The organism is Hydrogenophaga sp. BPS33 (assembly GCF_009859475.1).
Taxonomy (GTDB): domain Bacteria; phylum Pseudomonadota; class Gammaproteobacteria; order Burkholderiales; family Burkholderiaceae_C; genus Hydrogenophaga.
In genome coordinates this window covers 854,289-875,439 of record NZ_CP044549.1, presented here as the reverse complement: position 1 = coordinate 875,439, position 21,151 = coordinate 854,289, and the positions used below count along the sequence as shown (strand labels likewise).

The 21,151-nt window shown below is 66.8% G+C and carries 22 protein-coding genes; 15 read left to right on the top strand and 7 right to left on the bottom strand.

Annotated features, from left to right (window positions below):
* The first annotated feature begins 23 nt into the window (after nucleotides 1-23).
* From F9K07_RS04250 to F9K07_RS04215, 8 genes are all read left to right on the top strand, one after another.
* Nucleotides 24-1,004 carry a tripartite tricarboxylate transporter substrate binding protein gene (locus tag F9K07_RS04250; protein WP_159589703.1) on the top strand — a complete coding sequence of 327 codons (981 nt, stop codon included), beginning with the start codon at nucleotides 24-26 and terminating at the stop codon, nucleotides 1,002-1,004.
* A 13-nt stretch (nucleotides 1,005-1,017) separates the two neighbouring features.
* The gene (locus F9K07_RS04245; RefSeq protein WP_159589701.1) at nucleotides 1,018-2,046 is read left to right on the top strand and encodes a ketopantoate reductase family protein; all 1,029 of its coding nucleotides are present in this window, start codon (nucleotides 1,018-1,020) and stop codon (nucleotides 2,044-2,046) included.
* Nucleotides 2,043-3,284: an NAD(P)/FAD-dependent oxidoreductase gene (locus F9K07_RS04240; RefSeq protein ID WP_159589699.1), complete on the top strand. Its 1,242-nt coding sequence runs from the start codon at nucleotides 2,043-2,045 to the stop codon at nucleotides 3,282-3,284. Before F9K07_RS04245 ends, F9K07_RS04240 begins: the two co-directional genes overlap by 4 nt.
* 153 nt (nucleotides 3,285-3,437) lie before the next feature.
* Nucleotides 3,438-3,758 (top strand): 2Fe-2S iron-sulfur cluster-binding protein, encoded by a 321-nt coding sequence (locus tag F9K07_RS04235; RefSeq protein ID WP_159589697.1) that lies wholly within the window; start codon nucleotides 3,438-3,440, stop codon nucleotides 3,756-3,758.
* 24 nt (nucleotides 3,759-3,782) lie between these two features.
* The gene (locus F9K07_RS04230; protein ID WP_159589695.1) at nucleotides 3,783-4,763 is read left to right on the top strand and encodes a Bug family tripartite tricarboxylate transporter substrate binding protein; all 981 of its coding nucleotides are present in this window, start codon (nucleotides 3,783-3,785) and stop codon (nucleotides 4,761-4,763) included.
* Between the two features lie 37 nt (nucleotides 4,764-4,800).
* Nucleotides 4,801-6,087, top strand: coding sequence for a cytochrome P450 (locus tag F9K07_RS04225; RefSeq protein ID WP_159589693.1), 1,287 nt, complete (start codon nucleotides 4,801-4,803; stop codon nucleotides 6,085-6,087).
* Nucleotides 6,084-6,836 (top strand): glucose 1-dehydrogenase, encoded by a 753-nt coding sequence (locus F9K07_RS04220; RefSeq protein WP_159589691.1) that lies wholly within the window; start codon nucleotides 6,084-6,086, stop codon nucleotides 6,834-6,836. Before F9K07_RS04225 ends, F9K07_RS04220 begins: the two co-directional genes overlap by 4 nt.
* A gap of 25 nt (nucleotides 6,837-6,861) precedes the next feature.
* A complete protein-coding gene (locus F9K07_RS04215) occupies nucleotides 6,862-7,506 on the top strand; it encodes a DUF4286 family protein (protein ID WP_159589689.1) in 645 nt (214 codons plus the stop codon).
* A 26-nt stretch (nucleotides 7,507-7,532) separates the two neighbouring features.
* Here F9K07_RS04215 and ilvD read toward each other — a convergent pair whose 3' ends face one another.
* The 4 genes from ilvD to ruvA all read right to left on the bottom strand — a co-directional run bounded on the left by ilvD (nucleotide 7,533) and on the right by ruvA (nucleotide 12,867).
* Complete coding sequence (gene ilvD / locus F9K07_RS04210) at nucleotides 7,533-9,392, bottom strand: dihydroxy-acid dehydratase (RefSeq protein ID WP_159589687.1); 1,860 nt, start codon at nucleotides 9,390-9,392, stop codon at nucleotides 7,533-7,535.
* A gap of 156 nt (nucleotides 9,393-9,548) precedes the next feature.
* Nucleotides 9,549-11,183 (bottom strand): rhomboid family protein, encoded by a 1,635-nt coding sequence (locus tag F9K07_RS04205; RefSeq protein WP_159589685.1) that lies wholly within the window; start codon nucleotides 11,181-11,183, stop codon nucleotides 9,549-9,551.
* Between the two features lie 49 nt (nucleotides 11,184-11,232).
* Nucleotides 11,233-12,285 carry a Holliday junction branch migration DNA helicase RuvB gene (ruvB, locus tag F9K07_RS04200; RefSeq protein ID WP_159589683.1) on the bottom strand — a complete coding sequence of 351 codons (1,053 nt, stop codon included), beginning with the start codon at nucleotides 12,283-12,285 and terminating at the stop codon, nucleotides 11,233-11,235.
* A 3-nt stretch (nucleotides 12,286-12,288) separates the two neighbouring features.
* Nucleotides 12,289-12,867, bottom strand: a complete 579-nt coding sequence (gene ruvA / locus F9K07_RS04195; protein ID WP_159589681.1) for a Holliday junction branch migration protein RuvA — start codon at nucleotides 12,865-12,867, stop codon at nucleotides 12,289-12,291.
* Between the two features lie 35 nt (nucleotides 12,868-12,902).
* Between ruvA and F9K07_RS04190 the strand changes: the two genes are divergently transcribed.
* From F9K07_RS04190 to ybeY, 3 genes are read left to right on the top strand one after another with little or no spacing between them, the layout of a single operon-like run.
* The gene (locus F9K07_RS04190; protein WP_159589679.1) at nucleotides 12,903-13,889 is read left to right on the top strand and encodes a PhoH family protein; all 987 of its coding nucleotides are present in this window, start codon (nucleotides 12,903-12,905) and stop codon (nucleotides 13,887-13,889) included.
* Complete coding sequence (locus F9K07_RS04185; protein WP_159589677.1) at nucleotides 13,886-14,296, top strand: MliC family protein; 411 nt, start codon at nucleotides 13,886-13,888, stop codon at nucleotides 14,294-14,296. Before F9K07_RS04190 ends, F9K07_RS04185 begins: the two co-directional genes overlap by 4 nt.
* Nucleotides 14,296-14,751 carry an rRNA maturation RNase YbeY gene (gene ybeY, locus F9K07_RS04180; RefSeq protein ID WP_159589675.1) on the top strand — a complete coding sequence of 152 codons (456 nt, stop codon included), beginning with the start codon at nucleotides 14,296-14,298 and terminating at the stop codon, nucleotides 14,749-14,751. Before F9K07_RS04185 ends, ybeY begins: the two co-directional genes overlap by 1 nt.
* 114 nt (nucleotides 14,752-14,865) lie before the next feature.
* On the opposite strand, the gene dtd is transcribed toward ybeY, so the two are convergent.
* Both dtd and F9K07_RS04170 read right to left on the bottom strand, forming a co-directional pair.
* Nucleotides 14,866-15,306: a D-aminoacyl-tRNA deacylase gene (gene dtd / locus F9K07_RS04175; protein WP_159589673.1), complete on the bottom strand. Its 441-nt coding sequence runs from the start codon at nucleotides 15,304-15,306 to the stop codon at nucleotides 14,866-14,868.
* Nucleotides 15,303-16,226: a cation diffusion facilitator family transporter gene (locus F9K07_RS04170; protein ID WP_159589671.1), complete on the bottom strand. Its 924-nt coding sequence runs from the start codon at nucleotides 16,224-16,226 to the stop codon at nucleotides 15,303-15,305. The genes dtd and F9K07_RS04170 overlap by 4 nt, the downstream gene beginning before the upstream one ends.
* 49 nt (nucleotides 16,227-16,275) lie before the next feature.
* On the opposite strand from F9K07_RS04170, the gene F9K07_RS04165 reads away from it, so the two are divergent.
* From F9K07_RS04165 to F9K07_RS04150, 4 genes are all read left to right on the top strand, one after another.
* The gene (locus tag F9K07_RS04165) at nucleotides 16,276-17,748 is read left to right on the top strand and encodes a sensor histidine kinase (RefSeq protein WP_159589669.1); all 1,473 of its coding nucleotides are present in this window, start codon (nucleotides 16,276-16,278) and stop codon (nucleotides 17,746-17,748) included.
* Nucleotides 17,745-18,389, top strand: coding sequence for a response regulator transcription factor (locus F9K07_RS04160; protein ID WP_159589667.1), 645 nt, complete (start codon nucleotides 17,745-17,747; stop codon nucleotides 18,387-18,389). The genes F9K07_RS04165 and F9K07_RS04160 overlap by 4 nt, the downstream gene beginning before the upstream one ends.
* Before the next feature lie 104 nt (nucleotides 18,390-18,493).
* Nucleotides 18,494-18,988 (top strand): GlcG/HbpS family heme-binding protein, encoded by a 495-nt coding sequence (locus F9K07_RS04155; protein WP_159589665.1) that lies wholly within the window; start codon nucleotides 18,494-18,496, stop codon nucleotides 18,986-18,988.
* 40 nt (nucleotides 18,989-19,028) lie between these two features.
* Nucleotides 19,029-19,712, top strand: coding sequence for an ankyrin repeat domain-containing protein (locus F9K07_RS04150; RefSeq protein WP_159589663.1), 684 nt, complete (start codon nucleotides 19,029-19,031; stop codon nucleotides 19,710-19,712).
* Nucleotides 19,713-19,890: 178 nt separating this feature from the next.
* On the opposite strand, the gene tyrS is transcribed toward F9K07_RS04150, so the two are convergent.
* The gene (tyrS, locus tag F9K07_RS04145; RefSeq protein ID WP_159589661.1) at nucleotides 19,891-21,141 is read right to left on the bottom strand and encodes a tyrosine--tRNA ligase; all 1,251 of its coding nucleotides are present in this window, start codon (nucleotides 21,139-21,141) and stop codon (nucleotides 19,891-19,893) included.
* Between the last annotated feature and the right edge of the window lie 10 nt (nucleotides 21,142-21,151).

Genomic DNA, 21,151 nt, shown 5'->3' with positions numbered 1-21,151 from the left:
TCACCCAAGACAGGAGACATGACATGAAACCCCTCTCGACAAGGCTGCTGGGCCTGCTGGCCGGCTCCGTTCTGGCGCTGACCGCCGGTCTCGCGGCCGCGCAGAAGTTCCCCGACAAGCCGATCAGGATCATCGTTCCCTACGCGCCGGGCGGCATGGCCGATGCCCAGGCCCGCATGATCGGCGCGCGCCTGCAGGAGCGCTGGAGCGTGCCCGTGGTGGTGGAAAACAAGCCGGGTGCCGGCACCATCATCGGCACCAACTTCGTGGTGAAATCGCCCGCCGATGGCTACACCGTGCTCTACAGCGCATCGCCCCTGACGATTCTTCCCAGCCTGAACAAGGACTTCACCGTCGACCCCCGCAAAGACCTGGCGCCGATTGGCCAGCTCGCTCGCGGCCGCTACCTGATCGCCGTGCCCAGCGAGCTGCCGGTGAAAACGCTGCAGGAACTGGTGGCCTACTCGAAGGCCAACCCGGGCAAGCTCAACTACAGCACGCCCGGCACGGGCACCTCGCCGCACATTGCGTGGGAGTTGTTCAAGAGCCGGACCGGTGCGGTGATCCAGCACGTGCCTTACAACGGCAGCTCGTTGGCGGTCATGGCGCTGCTGCGCGGCGAAGTGCAGGTGACGATGGAGCCCTCCCTCACGCTCAAGCCACACATCGACACGGGCAAAATGCGTCCGCTGGCCGTGACCTCGCTGGAGCGGCATCCGCAGTTTCCCAGCGTGCCCACCGTCGCCGAAACCGTGGCACCGGGTTTCAGCGTGCAGCCCTGGGTCGGTTTCCTGACCACGGGCGGAACGCCCCAGGAGGTGGTGCGCCAGCTCAACAAGGAGATCAACGAGATCGTGCGCGAACCCAGGATGAACAACGCGTTGACTGAGATCGCCTACGACCCTGTCACCGAATCGCCGGCGTATTTTTCCGACGTGCTCGCCAAGGAAATCACCATGTGGGCGCAGGTGATCAAGGAAGCCAACATCACCCTCGACAAGTGAGCGCATCTCTTCCATGACAGCCCCCCAGGTTCGAAAAAAAGTCTGCATCTTTGGCGGTGGCGCCATCGGTGGCTACATCGCTGGCGTCCTTGAGAAGAAGGGCGATTGTGAGGTGAGCGTGGTGGCGCGTGGCAAGAACCTGCAGGCCATGCGCGAACGCGGCCTGACGGTCTCCACGCCCGAAGGCCGTTTCACGGTCCGGCCCAAGGTCACCGATGAGCCGGGCGAACTGGGGCTGCAGGACTATGTGTTCATCACGCTCAAGGAGCACCAGTTCGCGGATGCGCTGCCCCAGTTCGGCCCTCTTCTGGGGCCACAGACCGCAGTGATTCCCCCCACCACGGGCATCCCCTACTGGTTCTTCCACCAAATGCCCGGCGCGTTCAAGGGACAACAACTCGCGCAGGTGGACCCTGGCGGCAGGATCTGGTCCACCATCCACCCCTCGCGCGTGATCGGCGCGGTGTTCTGGATCGGAGCGCACCTGGTCGCACCGGGGGAGGTGCGGCAGGACGGCGCAAAGGCCGGCTGCCCGATCGGCGAACCCGACGGCACCCGCAGCGAGCGCGTGCAAGCCCTCTCCCGCCTGCTGACCGATGCCGGCCTCAACGCGCGGGTGCGCGACAACATCCGGGGCGACATCTGGGTCAAGGCCACCAACAGCCTGTGCTGGAATCCGGTGGCGACGCTGGCCATGGCACGCATGCAAGACATGGCCGCCACGCCCGAGTGCATCGCGCTCGTGCAGGCCATGATGGAAGAAGCCGACGCCATGGCCACGCGCATCGGACTCGACATTCCGTACCCGCCCCGCAAGCGCATCGAGACCACGTTGTCCGCCGCCGAACACAAGATGTCGATGCTGCAGGATCTGGAGCTGGGGCGTCCGCTGGAAATCGGCGCCATCGAAACCTCTCTGCGCGCTATGCAGCAACTCTCGGGCGTGTCCACGCCTTTGATCGATGGCGTGTTGGCCATCATGAAGACACGCGACCTGACCTACACCCAGACGGCGCAGACGGGGCAGGCAGGTCATCCATGATCGACACGCCAGCACCCGGCGCGCCGACCTGCGTGATCCTGGGCAGCAGCCACGCGGGGGCGCAACTCGCGACCAGCCTGCGGCAGGAAGGCTGGAGCGGGCGCATCGTCATGGTGGGCGAGGAAGCGCATCCGCCCTACCACCGCCCGCCACTCTCCAAGACCTTCGCCAAAGGCGAAACGACCCTTCAGCAGCTGTTCATCCGCGACCCGGCGGTCTATGCGCAACACGGCATCGAGCTGCGCCTGGGCTGCGGCGTCCTCGCCATCGACCGCGTGCGCCAGCAGGTGGCACTCGCCGACGGCCATACCTTGCCTTACGACAAACTCGCCATCTGCACCGGCGCGGCGGTGCGCAAGATGCCCGTGCGCGGTGCGGATCTCCCAGGCATCCATGGCTTGCGCGCGGTCGACGATGTGTTGGCGATCCGCGCCGACATCCAGGCAGGGCAGCAGGCGGTCGTGGTCGGTGCCGGCTACATCGGCCTGGAAGCGGCGGCCATGCTCAGAGGCATGGGCATGCAGGTCACCGTGCTGGAAACCGCTTCCAGGGTGCTGGCCCGAGTCACCTCGCCCGAGGTATCTGCCTTCTACGAACGCGTGCATGCCGAGCAGGGCGTGCGGGTGCTGACTGGTGTGGGCGTGAGCCACTTCGAGGGCGGCGACCGTGTGACGCACGTGGTGATGAGCGACGGCACGCGCCACCGCGCCCACCTGGTGATCGTGGGCATTGGCGTAACGCCCCGCGTCGAACTGGCGCAGGCCGCAGGCCTGGCTGTGGACGACGGCATCGTGGTCGATGCGCACGCGCGCACCACAGACCCGGCCATCGTGGCGGCGGGAGACTGCACGCGCCACGTGAGCGAGCTCTACGGCTCGGTGCGGCTCGAATCGGTGCCCAACGCCAACGAACAAGCCAAGTCCGCCGCCGCCGGCCTGTGCGGCAAAGACAAGCCATACCACGCCCTGCCCTGGTTCTGGTCCGATCAATACGGCCTGAAGCTGCAGATCGCTGGTCTGCAGCGCGGATACGACCAGGTGGTCTTGCGCGGCGACGCGGCACAGAGCCATTCCTTCGCGGCGTTTTACCTGAGTGGTGGGCGCCTCATCGCGGCCGATTGCGTGAACCGGCCGCAGGAGTTCATGGTCGCCAAGCGCTTGATCCAGCAGCGGGCAACGCCGGACCCGCAGGCGTTGAGCGACGACACGACGGCCTTCGGAAAACTGTTTGCGGCCTGATGGCGCCTGTGCGCATCGGCCGGCGAGCGATGTTGCGCCCCCAGGAATGCATATCCAAAGCGTATCGACGGAGTTGTTTTGCCTATCTCTCGGCGCATGCGGACTCCTAGAATTTTTTGACATCGATGACACCCATTCAAAAGGTTCTTGCGCATGCCAAAAATTACGTTCGTCCAACCCGATGGTCGAGAGCAGACCGTTGAAATCCCCCTGCGAAGTTCGTTGATGCAGGGAGCGGTCGATCACTTGATCGAGGGCATCGTCGGTGAATGCGCCGGCTCGTGCAGTTGCGGTACGTGCATGGTCCACGTCGAGGATCCGTGGATGGAGAAGGTGGGGGCGGCCTGCAGCATGGAGTCGCAAATGATGGGCGAGGACCGCACCCAACAGCGCAACGCGCGCCTGAGTTGCCAGATCGAAGTGACGGACGAGCTCGACGGCATGCGCGTCACCGTGGGCAACAACGAGATCTGAACCGCATCCACAACAGGAGACAACATGAACCACCCGTCTTTCTCGATGGGGCGCCGCGCCTTCGTCGCGTCGCTCGCGCTGGGCAGCGTCGGCTCGGTTTCGGCCCAGGGGACCTACCCGAACGGCCCCATCCGGATCGTGACACCCTTCAACTCCGGCACGGTGGACATCCTGGGCCGCGCCTTTGCCGAACGGCTGGCCGAGCAGATGGGCGCGCCCGTTGTGGTCGAGAGCCTTCCGGGTGCCGGCGGCATCATCGGCAGCTCTGCGGTGGTGAGGGCCGTTGCCGACGGGCAAACCTTGTTGTTCACCGCGGTCGAGCCTCTGGTCATGGCACCGCTTTTGCTGCGCCGCCCGCCCTTCGATCCGCTCGTGGACCTCACGCCGATCTCCAAAATCGCCAACAGCCCGATGATCCTGGTGGCCCACCCGGCGGCGCCGTTCCAGACGGCGGCGGAGATGGTGGGCTATGCGAAGCAGCATCCGGACAAGCTCTTCTATGCCTCTTCGGGCGCAGGCACACCGGACCACATCATCATGGAACGGCTGCAAGAGGCATTGGGCTTCAAGGCCACGATCACGCCGTACAAGAGCACCGCGCAGAAGACCGCCGACACGCTGGCCGGCCACGTCCCTGTCACGCTTCTCTCGCTGTCGGGCGCGCAGCAGTACCTTTCTGCAAAATCGTTGCGCCCGCTGGCGATCGGTTCGCTCACGCGGCGGCCCGAACTCGCCGACGTTCCCGCGATGGCGGAGCTGACCAAGGCGCCGTTCGACGGCACCTTGGGCTATGGGTTCTACGGCCCCGCCAAGCTGCCTCCGCAGATCGCGGCGCGCCTTCACAACGAGATATCGAAGGCGCTGTCGTCGACACAGATTGCGAGCACCCTTCCCAAACTCGGCTCCGAAGTCAATTTGCTGGATGCCAAGGCTTTCGCCGCAGAAATGTCGCGCCAGCAGAAGGAAGGACGCGAACTTGTGCAGCGGCTCAATCTCGCTCAGTGAGCGCGGCCATGCTCTCCATCACCACACCACCGACACCATGAGCGATACGCGTGTTCCCGCCTCAACCCCACGATGCCCCTTCCACCACGATTCGCATGCAGAGGGGGACGTCGCGGCGCTGGATGCGTTCCCGTTTCCGCGCACCGACAAACTCGGCCCACCCACTCAGTACGCCGCCTACCGTGAGGCCAGGCCGGTGGCCCGCGTGTGCCTGTGGGATGGCTCCGCGGCCTGGCTGGTCACGCGCTACGAGGATGTCAAGGCGGTTCTGGGCGATCGAAGCTTCAGTGTGGATCCGGCAAAAGGCCTGAAGTCCACGTCACCCGCGCGGGCGGCGCAGATCGCGTCCCGCAAAACGTTCATCAACATGGACGATCCCGAGCACTTGCGGCTGCGCCGCATGTTGGCACCGGAATTCATGCAACCCAGCCTGCAGCGTTTGCGGCCTCAAATCGAGCAGTGCGTGCAGGCGCGCATGGACGCGATGGAGCGCAAGGGCACGCGAGCCGATCTGGTGGCCGACTTCGCCGTCCCGATTCCCTCGGAGGTCATCTCGATCCTTCTGGGCATCCCCAGCGAGGACATCGAACAGCTCAACCACCTCAGCCATACGCGCAACGACCATTCGGCGGGCGTCCAGGTCGTCGAGGCGGCTGCACAGGCCATGGAAGACTATCTCGACCAGCTCATCCAGAAAAAAAAGCGTGACACACGCCACAGCGACCCAGGAGAAGGCTCCGATCTGCTGAGCCGGCTGGTGAACCAGCAGGTGCTGCCGGGCCATCTCACGCACGACGGTGCGGTGAAGATGGCCGCGCTCTTGTACTCCGCCGGCCACGGCACCACGTCCAACCAGATCGCATTGGGTGCGCTCGGATTCTTGCTGTGGCCCGATCAGATCGAGCTTCTGAAGGCCGACCCGTCGCGCCTCGCTGGCGCGGTGGAAGAAATGCTGCGCTTTCACACCGTGGCGCACATGAACTCCGCGCGCCTGGCCACACAAGACGTGACAGTGGGCGGGCAACTCATTCGCGCGGGGGAAACCGTGTACGCCATGGATGCGTCGGCCAACCGCGATCCCACCGTGTTCGAGGAGCCGGACAAGTTTGACATTTGCCGCGCGGGCAACAAACACCTGGCATTCGCCTACGGCATTCACCAATGCCTCGGGCAACCCCTGGCGCGCCTGGAGCTCACCGTCGTCTACGAGCGGCTGTTCCAGCGTTTTCCGCGCATGCGCCTCGCACAAGCACCCGAGACGCTGGAGTTCTCCGAAAGCAGCCAGGTCTACGGTGTGAAGTGTTTGCCGGTGGAGTGGTCATGACGGCGGGGATGCAGGGAAAAGTGGCCCTGGTGACGGGAGGTGCCTCGGGCATCGGTGCGGCGGCAGCCCAGCTGTTCGCCCGGGCAGGTGCGGCGGTCATGGTGGTCGATCGCGACGCACAGAGAGGCGCGGAGCTCTGTGCCCGCCTGCGCGGCGACGGTGCGGCGATGGATTTTTTCGAAACCGACCTTGCGATCTCCGGTGCGGGCGAAGGTGTTCTGCAAGCGGTACTGAAGACATTCGGACGCCTGGATTGCGCGGTGAACAACGCGGGCATCGAAGACCCGTCGTCCCATTTTCTTGCCGCGACCGACGAGCACTGGCAACAGATCATGGACGTGAATCTCAAGAGCGTCTGGCAGTGCATGCAGGCACAGATTGGCCACATGGCGCAGCAAGGCGGTGGATCGATCGTCAACGTGTCCTCGCGCACCGGCTTGGTGGGGAAGGCCAAGGTGGCGATGTACGCCGCCACCAAACATGGGATCCTGGGTCTGACGCGGTCCGCGGCGATCGAGTTTGCGTCCACCGGCATCCGCATCAACGCGGTGTGCCCGGGCCTGGTCGACACGCCTTTCGTGCGCCGGCGGTTCGGCCCGGACATCAGCCCGGTCGAAGAAACGGCCAACCCCATGCGCCGCGCCGGTCAACCGCAAGAGATTGCAGAAGCGATCGTGTGGCTCAGTTCGCCTGCGGCCTCGTACGTCACGGGCATTGCGCTGCCCGTGGACGGTGGCGCCACGGCTTGAGGCGGCGTGTACCTCGGGAGAAAACATGCCGTTGCTGGGCCAGGCCACCGTCATCAGCTGGAACCGGGTAGCACCTGCCGCACGCGCGGAGTTCGAGCAGTGGCATACCGAGGAGCACCTGCCCGAGAGATTGGGCATCCCCGGCTTCCTTCGCGGCCGCCGCTATCAGGCGATAGAAGCGGACAGAGACTACTTGATCGTGTACGAAGTGCGCGATTTCGATGTGTTGCAAAGCGCCGCGTACCTGACGCGCCTCAACGCCCCCACGCCCTGGACCCGCCGCGTGACGGGCACCATGCGCGACCCTGTTCGCGGCCTGTGCAGAACTGTCTGGAGCGTTGGCCTGAGTGGACACAGCCCATTCGTTGCCGCTGTGCGCTTGCCCTCGAACGTTCTACTCGATACACAGCAAGAGCAAGCCGAGTCACTGCTCCACGCCGAGGCGTGCATCACCGCGCTGCACGCCTGTTCGACCGAACCCCACGAAAGCGCCCGTCTCACGGTGGAGCGGATGCACCGCGCCACCGAGATTCCTCAGCGCATCGCACTGATCGAGGGCAGTCGCCTGGCGAGCCTGCGACCTGCAGGGCGGCAACTCTTTGGCAACACCGGAACTACCGGCGTGTTCCGCCTGCAAACGGCGCTGACCGGCTCCGGTCTACCCGAGTAACAAGCTGCGGGCCCCGGGGCCTCGCCTCAGTCGTCCAGCAAGGACAGATCGCGCACCGCCCCTTTGTCGGCCGACATCACCAGCTTGGCATAAGCCTTGAGCGCGGCCGACACCTTGCGCGGGCGCGGCTTCACCGGCTTCCAGCCCAATGCGTCCTGTTCCACGCGGCGTCGCGCCAGTTCCTCGTCCGACACCAGCACATTGATGGTGCGGTTGGGAATGTCGATGCGGATGCGGTCGCCGTTGCGCACCAGGCCAATGGCGCCGCCCGCTGCCGCTTCCGGCGAGCAATGGCCGATCGACAGGCCCGAGGTACCACCGGAGAAACGGCCGTCGGTGAGCAGCGCACACGCCTTGCCCAGGCCCTTCGATTTGATGTAGCTCGTGGGGTACAGCATTTCCTGCATGCCCGGGCCGCCCTTGGGGCCTTCGTATCGCACAACGACCACGTCGCCCGCTTTGACCTGGTCGGCCAGGATGTTCTCCACCGCCTCGTCCTGCGACTCGACCACATGGGCCGGGCCTTCGAACACCAGGATGGAGTCGTCCACGCCCGCGGTCTTGACCACGCAGCCATCGAGCGCGATGTTGCCCGTCAACACGGCCAGGCCACCTTCCTTGGAGAACGCGTGTTCGTAGGAGCGGATGCAGCCTTCGGCGCGGTCCACGTCCAGGCTGGGCCAGCGTGTGCTCTGGCTGAAGGCCACCTGGGTCGGGATACCGGCGGGGCCGGCCATGTAAAAGGTTTCCACCGCCTCGTCCTGCGTGCGCGTGATGTCCCATTGCGCCAGCGCCTCGCCCAGCGTGGGCGCGTGCACCGTGGGTACGTCGATGTGCAGCTTGCCGGCCCGATCCAGCTCGCCGAGGATGGCCATGATGCCGCCAGCGCGGTGCACGTCTTCGATGTGGTACTTGTTGGTGTTGGGCGCGACCTTGCACAGTTGCGGCACCGTGCGCGAGAGGCGGTCGATGTCGGCCATGCCGAAATCGATCTCGGCTTCCTGCGCGATCGCCAGGATGTGCAGGATGGTGTTGGTCGAGCCGCCCATAGCGATATCGAGCGTGATCGCGTTCTCGAACGCCTTGAAGCCAACCGAGCGCGGGAGGACACGTTCGTTGTCCTGTTCGTAGTGCTCGCGGCACAACTCGACGATGCGGCGGCCCGCGCGCTTGAAGAGTTGCTCACGGTCCGAATGCGTGGCCACCACCGTGCCATTGCCCGGCAACGAAAGGCCCAGCGCCTCGGTCAGGCAGTTCATGGAGTTGGCGGTGAACATGCCCGAGCAGGAACCGCAGGTGGGGCAAGCGGAGCGCTCGACCTCGGCCAGATCGGCATCGCTTACTTTGTCGTCGGCCGCCATCACCATCGCGTCGATCAGGTCCAGTTTCTTGATCTGGATGGTGGAGGTCCCCGGCACCGCCAGGCGGACCTTGCCAGCTTCCATCGGGCCACCCGAGACGAAGATCACCGGGATGTTCAGGCGCATGGCAGCCATGAGCATGCCGGGGGTGATCTTGTCGCAGTTGGAAATGCACACCATGGCGTCGGCGCAGTGCGCGTTGACCATGTATTCCACCGAGTCCGCGATGATGTCGCGGCTGGGCAGCGAGTACAGCATGCCGTCGTGTCCCATGGCGATGCCGTCGTCCACCGCGATGGTGTTGAACTCCTTGGCCACGCCGCCCGCGGCTTCGATCTCGCGCGCCACGAGTTGGCCCAGGTCCTTGAGGTGGACGTGGCCGGGCACGAACTGCGTGAAGGAGTTCACCACCGCGATGATGGGCTTGGCGAAGTCTTCGTCTTTCATGCCGGTGGCGCGCCACAGGGAGCGGGCCCCTGCCATGTTGCGGCCGGCGGTGGAGGTCTTGGAACGGTAGGCGGGCATCGTGGGTCCGAAGGTTGGGCTGAAAACGGGGCCGCCCGGCACACGCCGGGCGCGAGCCCGCCATTATCGGCGCCCGTGCGCAGGACCTGCTGGAGAGACCGCCAATCCCCGGGAAACGGACGGGCAGCGCGGTCGTGCATCACCCGGACCGGTCCATCAAGGCCCCGTCGGCTTCAGGCGAGCGCTGATGTCCTTCAACCGCGCCGCAAGCACCTCCTGTTGCGCATTGGCCTGCGCCACATCCGTCATGCCGCGGTGCTTGCCCACCTCCAGAACCATGATGTCCAGCAAGGTGGCATACAGGTCGCCAATGTCGCCCAACCTGGGCATCGCGTCACCCGGCGGCAACGACCGAATCGTCTGAACCACTTCGCGGTAGGCAGGGATATGCCGCCGCTCCATGGCATCGATCAGCGCCGCATCGGTCATGCGCCCTTCCTGCTGCGCCGTCGCGTCTTGCTGAAACGCGTCTTCGACCGCGCGCATGCGCGGCAACAGATCCTTCAGCACGGCCTGCGACTGGAACAAGGCACCGTGGTCGACGCCCGGTTGCGCGGTGCGCGTGAGCCCGCCCACCATCAAGACCACCAGACCCAGCGCGATCACCTGCTGGCGGCGGCGCTGCGCGGTGCTCGCGCGCTCGTCCATCCGCTCGACCAGCACCCACGCGAGCACGGCACCCGCCACCAGACCACCCACGTGCGCGGCGTTGTCGATGCCCGAGCGCGCGAAGCCCTGCGCCAGCATGATGCCGACGAACACGCCCTGGCTGGTCAGGAGCTGCGTCACCATCGCCTTGGGCACGCTGGCGCGGTGCTGAACCACCCCCACCAGCAAGGCCCCGAGCACGCCGAACACCGCGCCCGACGCGCCCACCGAAATCGCCTGCTGCGACGAAAAATGCAGGCTCAGTGCACTGCCCGCCAGACCCGAGCCCAGGTAGATCAGCAGGAACTGGCCGTTGCCGAACCAGCGGCAGACGCGCCGGCCCGCGTCCCACAGCGCGAACATGTTGAGCGCCAGGTGCAGCACCCCGCCGTGCAGCACGGTGGCGGTGAGCAGGCGCCAGACCTCGCCGTCGCGCACCACCGCCGAGGCCGAGTTCGCACCCCAGGCAAAGAGCTCGGCCGACTCGGGCTTGGTCGCGCTCATGCCGTCGAACACATTGAGCAGCCACACCACCACGTTCACCGCGATCACCGCGTACAAGGCCCAGGGCGTGGGGGTGAGCGCGCGCAGGCGGTCTTCAAACGCCTGGTGCGCGACCAGGTCGTCCATGCGGCCCTTCAGCGCCACCCGGGCCTGGCCCGAAGCATGGCGATCGAACGCCTGCAAGGCCGCCTGCACCGCCGGCCCGCGCTCGCCCTTGCGCAAGGACGAGAGCACGATGCCGCGCTTGAGGCCGCGCCGGAACAGGCCGGCCTTCGCGCCCTGCGACACCGCGCCCTCGCGCAACAGGATCTGCAAATGGTCTTGCCCCTGCACCGACACATGCTCCAGATCGGCCACGTCGCTCCAGGGAATGGTCTGGCCCTTGAGCAGATAGCCGCCGATGCCCTCGGGCCCGACGCTGAGGATGGGGTGCGCGCTGAACAGCGGCTGCAACAACAGCCAGGCCATGAGGACGAAGAGGCCCGCCAGCCCGCCCAGCAGCCAGGTGCCCCGCGGGGTGATGGCCGCGCCAACCGCGAACACCAGCGCCATGAACAGCACGAGCGCGGCCACCCAGACCGTGCTGCTGCGCCAGGTCGCGCGAAACACCTGACCGCCCTGTACGCCCCCTGCCTGCATGCCGATCTCCCTATGTGTGCGCCGCTGCGCCGGTGCGCGCCGAGATGGCCTATTCGTTGAACAGCTCGTTCGCGCTGTTGGGCGGCACGACACCCAGGTGCCGGTACGCCGCCAGCGTGGCGATGCGCCCGCGCGGCGTGCGCTGCAAGAAGCCCTGCTGGATCAGGTAGGGCTCGATCACGTCTTCGATGGTGTCGCGCTCTTCCCCGATGCTGGCCGCGATGTTGTCCAGCCCCACCGGCCCACCGTCGAAACGGTGGATCACCGCTTCCAGCAGTTTGCGGTCCATCAGGTCGAAGCCTTGCGGATCCACATCGAGCATGGCGAGTGCGCGGTGGGCGATGTCCTTCGTGATCGTGCCGCTGCCTTTGACGTCGGCAAAGTCGCGCACCCGGCGCAGCAGGCGGTTGGCGATGCGCGGCGTGCCGCGCGAGCGGCGGGCGATCTCGAAGCCGCCGTCGTCGTCCATCGGCGCGTGGAGCAAACCCGCGCTGCGCGTGACGATGCGCGCGAGCTCCTCCGCGGTGTAGAACTCCAGCCGCGCCACGATGCCGAAGCGGTCGCGCAGCGGGTTGGTGAGCATGCCCGCGCGCGTGGTCGCACCGACCAGGGTGAAGGGCTGCAGGTCCAGCTTGATGCTGCGCGCGGCCGGGCCTTCGCCGATCATGATGTCGATCTGGTAGTCCTCCAGCGCGGGATACAGGATTTCCTCGACGACCGGGCTGAGCCGGTGGATCTCGTCGATGAACAGCACATCGTTGGCTTCGAGGTTGGTCAGCAGCGCGGCCAGGTCCTTGGGTTTTTCCAGCACGGGCCCGCTGGTCTGGCGCAGGTTCACGCCGAGTTCCTGCGCGATGATGTGCGAGAGCGTGGTCTTGCCCAGGCCGGGTGGGCCGAACAGCAGCACGTGGTCCAGCGCTTCGCTGCGCTTCTTGGCCGCGCCGATGAAGATTTCCAGCTGTTCGCGCACCTTGGCCTGGCCCACGTACTCGTCGAGCAGCTTGGGCCGCAGCGCGCGCTCGATCGCCTCTTCCTTGGGCGAGGCCGGCGCGGCCGAGACGACGCGCGGGGCGGGGGTGAAGTCGTCGGTCTGGATGCTCATGGTTTATTTGGCCAACGCCTTCAGCGCCAGCTTGATCCCCTCACTCACGCTCACCTCCTTGGGCAGCGCCTTGAACGCCGCACTCGCGTCCTTGTCGCTGTAGCCCAGGGCCATCAGGGCCTGCTGGATATCGCTTTGTACATCGCTATGGGCAGCGCCACCACCGGGCAGGTTCAGATCGGCCCCGAGCTTGCCCTTGAGTTCGAGCAACAGCCGCTCGGCGGTCTTCTTGCCGATCCCCGGCACCTTGACGATGCGCCCGCTCTCCTGCGCGCTCACCGCCTGCGCCAGATCGGCCACGCTCATGCCCGAGAGCACCGAGAGCGCGGTGCGCGGGCCCACACCGCTGATCTTGATGAGCTGGCGAAACGCCTCACGCTCGGCGCTGGTGCCAAAGCCGTACAGGATCTGCGCGTCCTCGCGCACCACGAAGTGCGTGAGCAAGGCCACCTTCTCGCCGGTGGCCGGCAGGTTGTAGAAGGTGCTCATGGGCACGTCGACCTCATAGCCCACGCCGTGGCAGTCCAGTAGGATTTGAGGGGGATTCTTTTCCAGCAGCGTGCCGGTCAACTTGCCTATCATTGGGCGGTTCTTCCTTTGTTCATGGAATTATCGGCTTGATTCTCAGACACACCTTCTCCCCGCCGGACAACACCCGCATGGCGCACCTGTGCGGGCCGATGGACAGCCACATCCGCAGCATCGAAGCCGCGCTGCAGGTCAAGGTGGCGCACCGCTTCGAACAATTCCGCGTCGAAGGGCCCAAGGCCAAGGCCACCCGGGCCATGGAGACCCTGCAGGCGCTCTACGAAATGGCCAAGCGCCCCATCCCGGCCGAGCAGGTGCAACTCATGCTCAGCGGCGACACCGCCCTGGCCGATCCCGGTGACGGGGCCTTGAGCATGCAGACCCGGCGCGGCGAGGTGCGTGGGCGCACGCCGAACCAGGCGCGCTACCTGGAGAGCATGTCGTCGCACGACATCACCTTCGGCATCGGTCCAGCCGGTACCGGCAAGACCTATCTGGCCGTGGCCTGCGCGGTGGATGCGCTGGAGCGCAGCGCGGTGCAGCGCATCGTGCTCACGCGCCCGGCGGTGGAAGCGGGCGAGAAGCTCGGCTTCCTGCCCGGCGACCTGGGCCAGAAGGTCGACCCGTACCTGCGTCCGCTGTACGACGCGCTGTACGACCTGATGGGCGCAGACAAGGTCGCGAAGGCCTTCGAGCGCCAGCAGATCGAGATCGCGCCCCTGGCCTTCATGCGCGGGCGCACGCTCAACCACGCCTTCGTGATCCTGGACGAAGCGCAGAACACCACGATCGAGCAGATGAAGATGTTCCTCACGCGCATCGGCTTCGGCAGCAAGGCCGTGGTGACGGGCGACGTGAGCCAGATCGACCTGCCGCCCACGCAGCCGAGCGGGCTGATCGACGCCGAGCGCGTGTTGAAGCGCGTGCAGGGCATTGCCTTCAACCGCCTCACCAGCGCCGACGTGGTGCGCCATCCACTGGTCGCGCGCATCGTCGACGCGTACGACGCGCGCGGCGGGAAAGACCCACACGGATCCACACCGGCGGCCAAGCGCACGCGCCGCAGCGCGGCATGAAAGCCATGCGCCGCGCCACCACTCTGCTCGCCATCCTGAGCGCCGCGTTCGCCTCCGAGGCCCCGGCGCAAGGCGTCAAGCCCGCGCCCGCCGCACAACAACCTTCTCTGATGTTCAGCAGCCAGTCCGTGCGCTACCGCTGCGATGGCGATGCCGAGATCGAGCTGGCGTACCTGAACCTGAGCAACGGCACCACCTTCGCGGCGCTGCACCACGGCGAGCGCACCTTGATGCTGCAAGGCCGCAAAGCCACCACCGGCGTGCGCTTCTTCGCGCTCGACGACAAAAGCCGACTGAGCTGGTACACGCAAGGCATGAAGGGCGAGCTGAGCGCGATCGCCGCCGACCCCAACGTGCAGGACCAGATCCTCCTGTCCAACTGCTTCGCCCAACCGGCCAAACGCTGATGGCACTTCCCTCGCTCAACCTGTCCCTGCAGTTCGGCGACCTGCAGGACGCCGCCACGCACCGCGCCGCGCTGCCACGCCACAGCGTGGCCCGCTGGATCCGCCATGCGCTCGATGCCGACGCGGAAATTACCGTGCGCATCGTCGACGCCGAAGAAGGCCAGGCGCTCAACCGCGACTACCGAAGCCGCGACTACGCCACCAACGTGCTCACCTTCGACTACGCCACCGAACCCGTGGTGATGGCCGACCTGGTGCTGTGCGCGCCGGTGGTGGCGCGCGAGGCGGCCGAACTGAAGAAACCGCTGGCGCAGCACTACGCGCATTTGCTGGTGCACGGCACGCTGCATGCGCAAGGCTGGGACCACGAGACCAGCGAGCAAGATGCCGAGGCAATGGAAGCGCGGGAAACCGAGATCCTCGCCAGACTCGGCCAACCCAACCCGTACCAATAACCACCCCCGCCGCGCTGCGCGCGTCCCCCTCCAGGGGGCGCTCCCACGGGCCGGCAAAGCCGGACCCTCGGGAGCTCTGGAAGAGACACGTCGCGCCGGTGCGAAGGCGTGGAGTCAATTCATCCGCAAGGGAATCGTCACCGGCCCGTCGTTGACCAGGCACACCCGCATGTCGGCCCCGAAGCGTCCCGTGGCCACCACCGGGTGCGCGGCGCGCGCGGCCAACACAAACCGGTCGTACAGCGCCTCGCCCAAGGCCGGCGGCGCGGCGCCCGTGAAGCCCGGCCGGTTGCCGCTCTTCGTGTCGGCCGCCAGGGTGAACTGGCTCACGATCAGCAGGCCACCGCCGACGTCCTGCACGCTGCGGTTCATCTTGCCCGCCTCGTCGCCGAAGATGCGCAGCTTCAGCACCTTGGCCAGCAGCTTCTCGCCCACGGCGGCGGTGTCGTCGGGCTCGGCGCACAAGAGCATCAGCAAACCCGGCCCGATGGCGCCCACCGTCTCCCCCGCGATCTCCACGCGGGCTTCGCTCACGCGCTGCAGCAGCGAAATCATTTCAAGTCTTCCTCGTCGAAAAAATGGGTTTCCACGTCCACGGGCAACAGCTGGATGGTGGCGCGCAGGCCGGGCACCGCGCGCATCAGGTCCCGCTCCAGCTGGCCCCGCATCGATGCCGCGCGCCCCAACGACCATGCGGCCGGCAGGTGCATATGCACATCCACAAAACGGCGCTGGCCCGCGCGGCGTGTGCTCACGTGGTCGAACCGGATCGCGGCCTCGTGCGCGCGGGCGAACCGGTCGAGCGCGGCCTGGATCGCGTCCAGCACCTCGGGCTCCGCCGCTTCGTCCATCAGGCCCTGCGACGAACGCCACAACAGCCTCGCACCTTCCTTGAGGATGTTGAGCGCCACGAGCAGGGCCACCAGCGGGTCGAGCCAGAGCCAGCCGGTCAGCGTCACCAGCACGATGCCCAACACCACGCCACCCGAGGTCCACACATCGGAGAAAAGATGCCTGGCGTCTGCCTCCAGTGCGATGGAACGGTGCACCTTCGCCGCGCGCAGCATCACCCAGGCCAGCGCGCCGTTGAGCACCGAACTGGCCACGGACAGGGTCAAACCCCAGCCCACCTGCTCGATCGGCCTGGGGTCGAGCAGCCGCTGCCCGGCGGCCCACACGATGCCCAACGCGGCCGCGATGATGAGAATGCCTTCGAAGCCCGATGAGAAGTACTCGGCCTTGTGATGACCGTAGGGGTGCTCCTCATCGGCCGGGCGCGCGGCGATGGTCACCATCACCAGGCCGAACACCGCGCTGGCCAGGTTCACCAGCGACTCCATGGCGTCGGAGAGCAGACCCACCGAACCGGTGACCCACCACGCGCCGGTCTTCAGGCCGATGGTGACCAAGGCCACCACGATCGACGCCATCAGCAGGCGCCGGGGCGTGAGCGAGCGAAGGGTGGGGGAGGTCATGCAGCGATTGTGACGAGATCATCGGCGTGCCCGTGCCAGAATCCGCCGCATGAAGCAGTCCGGGCAGCGCTGGTGGTGGGTATTGGGCGGCGTGGTGCTGTCGGCCGCGGGGTCCATGCTGCTCGCGCGCCAATGGCTGGACGCGCAGCGTGCGCTGTTCGAGACCGACGCCCGCATCGTCCACCGCCTGCTGAGCCAGCAGGTGGTGCAGCACGACGCGATCCTCGCCACCCTGGCGCTGCTGCAGCCCGCGCCGCTGGAGGCGCCCAGCGCCTCGCCAGAGCAGCGCCTGCCCGCGCTGTATCCGCAGATACTCGCCGTGCAACGCCGCGATCCTGGCGGCGAGTGGCCCGCCCCCCAGCTGGCGCGCGCCGAGGCCGCCTCGCACGTGCAACGCCGTGCCGCCTTGGCCGCCACCGATCTCGCCAGAGGACGCTACCAACTGGTGCTGTCCGCCTATCCTTCCAGCTACGCGCTCGATCTGGACATGCGCGCCATGGTGCCGTGGTCGGAGTGGCCCATGGAACCCCAGAGCAGCCCGGTGCGCGTGGTGCTGGAACAAGACGGCGCACGCCACGTCATCCAGACCGGTCGCGACACCGCCGCTCTGGGCTGGCACTGGGAGGCGCGCAAACCGCTGGCCAGCGAAAGCCAGCCCTTCGACGTGGTGAGCAGTGTGACGGTGAGACCCGGTCAGTTGCCCTGGATGCGCATGTCGGCCTGGACGTTGGCCGTGGCCTTGCTGCTGACCGCGTTGCGCCATCTGCAGCGCCAGCGCGCGGCCCGACGGCGCGCCGAAGAGCTCCTGCGCCTGGGCCAGGTGGCGCGCCTGAACACCCTGGGCGAGCTGGCAGCCGGCATGGCGCACGAACTCAACCAGCCGCTGACCGCCGTGCTGGCCAACACGCAAGCCGCGCAGCGCCTGCTCCACGAGGAGCCGCCGGAACTGGCCACCGCACGCGGCGCCATGGAGAAGGCGGTGGCCCAGGCACGGCGCGCCGCCGAAGTCGTGGGCCGTTTGCGCCGTGTGGTCGAACGGCCCGACACCGCAGGCTCCCTGCAGGCGGTGAACCTGAACGAGGCCGTCAAGCGCGCGCTCTACCTGCTCGAACCCGAATGCCAGCGCCGCGGCGTGACGCCGATACTGGACGGCGCCGACGCGGTGAGCGTGCAGGCCGATGCGGTCGCGCTGGACCAGATCGTGCACAACCTGATCTTCAACGCCCTGCAGGCGCTCGAGCAAGTACCGCTGCCGCACCGCGCGCTCACCCTCACCCTGGGCGCGCACGATGGACGCGGCGAACTCCAGGTGGCCGACAGCGGCCCGGGCATCCCGCCCGAGATATTGCCGCGCCTGTTCGAACCCTTCTTCTCGACGCGCGACGGTGGCCTGGGCCTGGGCTTGAGCCTGTGCGAAACCCTGGCCAGCGGCATGGGCGGCTCGCTGGGGGCCGCCAACCGCGTGCTCGGCGGCGCCGTGTTCACCCTGCAACTGCCCTTGAGCCCAGGAGAGCGTCCGTGAATGCATCGGAAACCCTGTCCCCCACCATCCACCTTCTCGACGACGACGAGGCCGTGCGCGAGAGCCTGGCCTTGCTGATCGGCACCGTCGGCCTGCGCGTGCAGACCTGGGGCGACCCGCAGGCCTTTCTGGCGCAGTTCGATCGGGATGGCATCGGTGCCATCGTGCTGGACGTGCGCATGCCTGGCATCAGCGGGCTGAGCGTGCTCGACAACCTGATGGAAGAAGGGGTCGACCAACCCGTGATCATGCTGACCGGGCACGGCACGGTGGACATGTGCCGCCGCGCGTTCAAGGCCGGCGCGGCCGAGTTCCTGGAGAAGCCGGTGAACGACGAAGCCTTGCTGGAAGCCCTGCAGAACGCGGTGCGCCAGCATGTCCGCTCGCGCCAGCGGCACGAGGCCGATCGCTCGGCGCGCGAGCGCTATGCGCAACTCTCCGAGCGCGAACGCGAGGTGCTGGGCCTCATCGTCGAAGGCCTCACCAACAAGGAGATCGGCCGCGCGCTCACCCTCTCGCCGCGCACGGTGGAGACGCACCGCGCCAACCTGTTCGGCAAGCTCCAGGCACCTTCGCTGGCGCAGTTGATCCGGCACTACGCGGCACTGGTCGACGCGCAAGACGTGGGCGGCGCTGCGTAGTTCTACGGAGGGCCGCGCGTAGCCGCCCGAATGGCGGCTTCGCGCCCCGGTTTCTACAGTTCTCCCACGGTTGATCGAACCGTTGCACACCCCCGGAGAACACCATGCAAGCCTTCGCCAAAGCCACCGTCATCGCCCTCTCGCTCGCCGCCGCCGGCCTCGCCAGCGCCCAGGCCGTGCGCGTGGAAAAGAACATCTCGCTCGACCTCGCGGCCCAGATCGCCGCCGCCACCGTCGCGTCCTGCAGCGCGGCGGGCTACAACGTGGCCGCCACGGTGGTCGACCGCGCCGGCACCGTGCGCGCGGTCATGCGCGCCGACAACGCCGGCCCGCACACGCTCGAAGCCAGCCGCCTGAAAGCCTTCACCTCGGCCTCGGCGAAGAACACCACGCTGGCCATCATGGAAGGCTCACAGAAGAACCCCGCCGCCGCCAACCTGGGCGACATCCCAGGCTACCTGCTGCTCGGCGGCGGTGTGCCGGTGAAGGTGGGCAACGACGTGATCGGCGCGGTGGGCGTGGGCGGTGCACCCGGCGGCCACCTGGACGAACAATGCGCGATGGCCGCGCTGGACAAGGTCAAGGACCTGCTGAAGTAAGCCCGTCACACGCATCCATCTGTCGAGAGGAGTCTTCGTCATGAACCGTCGAACCTGGTCCGCATGGTTGCTCGCCACGGCCCTCTCGCCCGCCTGGGCGCAAGTGGCGCCCAGTCCCTCGGAAGCGGCCGCCTACACCGGCCTGCACGCCGCCGCCCATCGCGGCGACGTCGCGAAGATCGCACAAGGGGTCGCCAGCGGCGCGGCCGTGAACGCGACCGACGCGCGCGGCCGCACGCCCTTGCACGTGGCCACCTTCGCGCGGCAACGCGATGCGCTGCGCGCGTTGGTGAAGGCCGGCGCCGATATCGACCGGCTGGAAAACGACCGCTACGACGCGGTGACGATCGCCTCGGTCGCGGACGACGAAGACACGCTGCGGCTGTTGCTGCAACTGGGCGCGAGCGCGAAGCAGACCACCAGCCGCTACGACGGCACCGCCTTGATCGCGGCGGCCCACCTCGGGCACGACGGCGTGGTGCGGCAGCTGATCGCTGCGGGTGCGCCACTGGATCACGTGAACAACCTGCACTGGACGGCGACAATCGAATCCATCGTGCTGGGCGATGGCGGTGCGCGCCACCAGGCCACGCTCAAAGCCTTGATCGATGCGAAGGCGAACCTGCAACTGGCCGATCGCTCAGGGCAAACGCCGCTGGCACTCGCGAAGGCTCGTGGGTACGTGGCGATGGTGGCGATGCTGGAAAAGGCCGGGGCGCGCTAAGCCCCCCAACCACCCGGACGACCCGCGTGAAGGCATTCCAACAAGCCGCCAGCTGCGAGAGCTTGGGTGCTTTGCGCAGCGGGGTAAAGGAGGAGCCGCCCTCCCGGCGGCGGGGGACACCCGCGGAGCAGAGCGCCCAAGCTCTCGTAGCCCGCGAGGTCGATGAGCGGGACGCGGACTAAACCAGCGTCACCCGCGCAAATTTGCGCTTGCCCACTTGCACCACGAAGGTCCCAGTAGGCAGCTTCAAACCCTTGTCGCTGATGACAGCCCCATCGACACGCACGCCTCCGCCGTCAATGAGACGGTTGGCCTCGCTGTTCGACGGTGCCAACCCGGCCGACTTCAACAACGGCGCAATGCCCAAGGGTGCGCCCGACAACGACACCTCGGGAATCTCGTCCGGCACGCCGCCCTTGCTGCGGTGGATGAAATCCTGCTCGGCCGCATCGGCCGCCGCCGCGCTGTGGAAGCGCGTGGTGATTTCCTTCGCCAGCGCCACCTTCGCATCCTTCGGGTTCGCACCCTGCGCGATCGCCTGCTTCAGCGATTCGATGTGCGCCAGCGACTGGAACGACAGCAGCGTGTACCAGCGCCACATCAGCGTGTCCGAAATGCTCAGCACCTTCGCGAACATCGAGTTCGGATCTTCCGTGATGCCGATGTAATTGTTCTTGCTCTTGGACATCTTCTCGACGCCGTCCAGGCCTTCGAGCAAGGGCATGGTCAGGATGCACTGCGGCGACTGGCCGTACTCGGCCTGCAGATGGCGCCCCATCAGCAGGTTGAACTTCTGGTCGGTGCCGCCCAACTCCAGGTCGCTCTTGAGTGCCACCGAGTCGTAACCCTGCATCAACGGGTACAGGAACTCGTGCACGCTGATCGGCGTGCCAGCCTTGAAGCGATCGTGGAAATCGTTGCGCTCCATCATGCGCGCCACGGTGTACTTGGCCGCGAGCTGGATCATCCCCATCGAACCCAGCGGCAGGCTCCACTCGCTGTTGTAGCGGATCTCGGTACGCGCCGGGTCCAGCACCAGACTGGCCTGCTTGTAGTAGGTCTCGGCATTGGCCTTGATCTGCTCGGGCGTGAGCGGCGGACGCGTGTTGTTGCGGCCGGATGGATCACCGATCAGGCTGGTGAAGTCGCCGATCAGAAAAATCACCTGGTGCCCCAGGTCCTGCAACTGGCGCATCTTGTTGAGCACCACGGTGTGGCCGATGTGGATGTCTGGCGCGGTCGGGTCCAGGCCGAGCTTGATGCGCAAAGGCTGTCCGCTGGTTTCCGACTGTGACAATTTTTTGACCCAATCCGCCTGCGGAATCAGTTCTTCGCACCCCCGCAGCGTGATGTTCAGCGCTTCTCTTACGCCATCGGTCATCGGCACATTTTTTTGAGAACTTTCGGCGTCGTTTGAAAGGGATGTCATACGGGTTTCT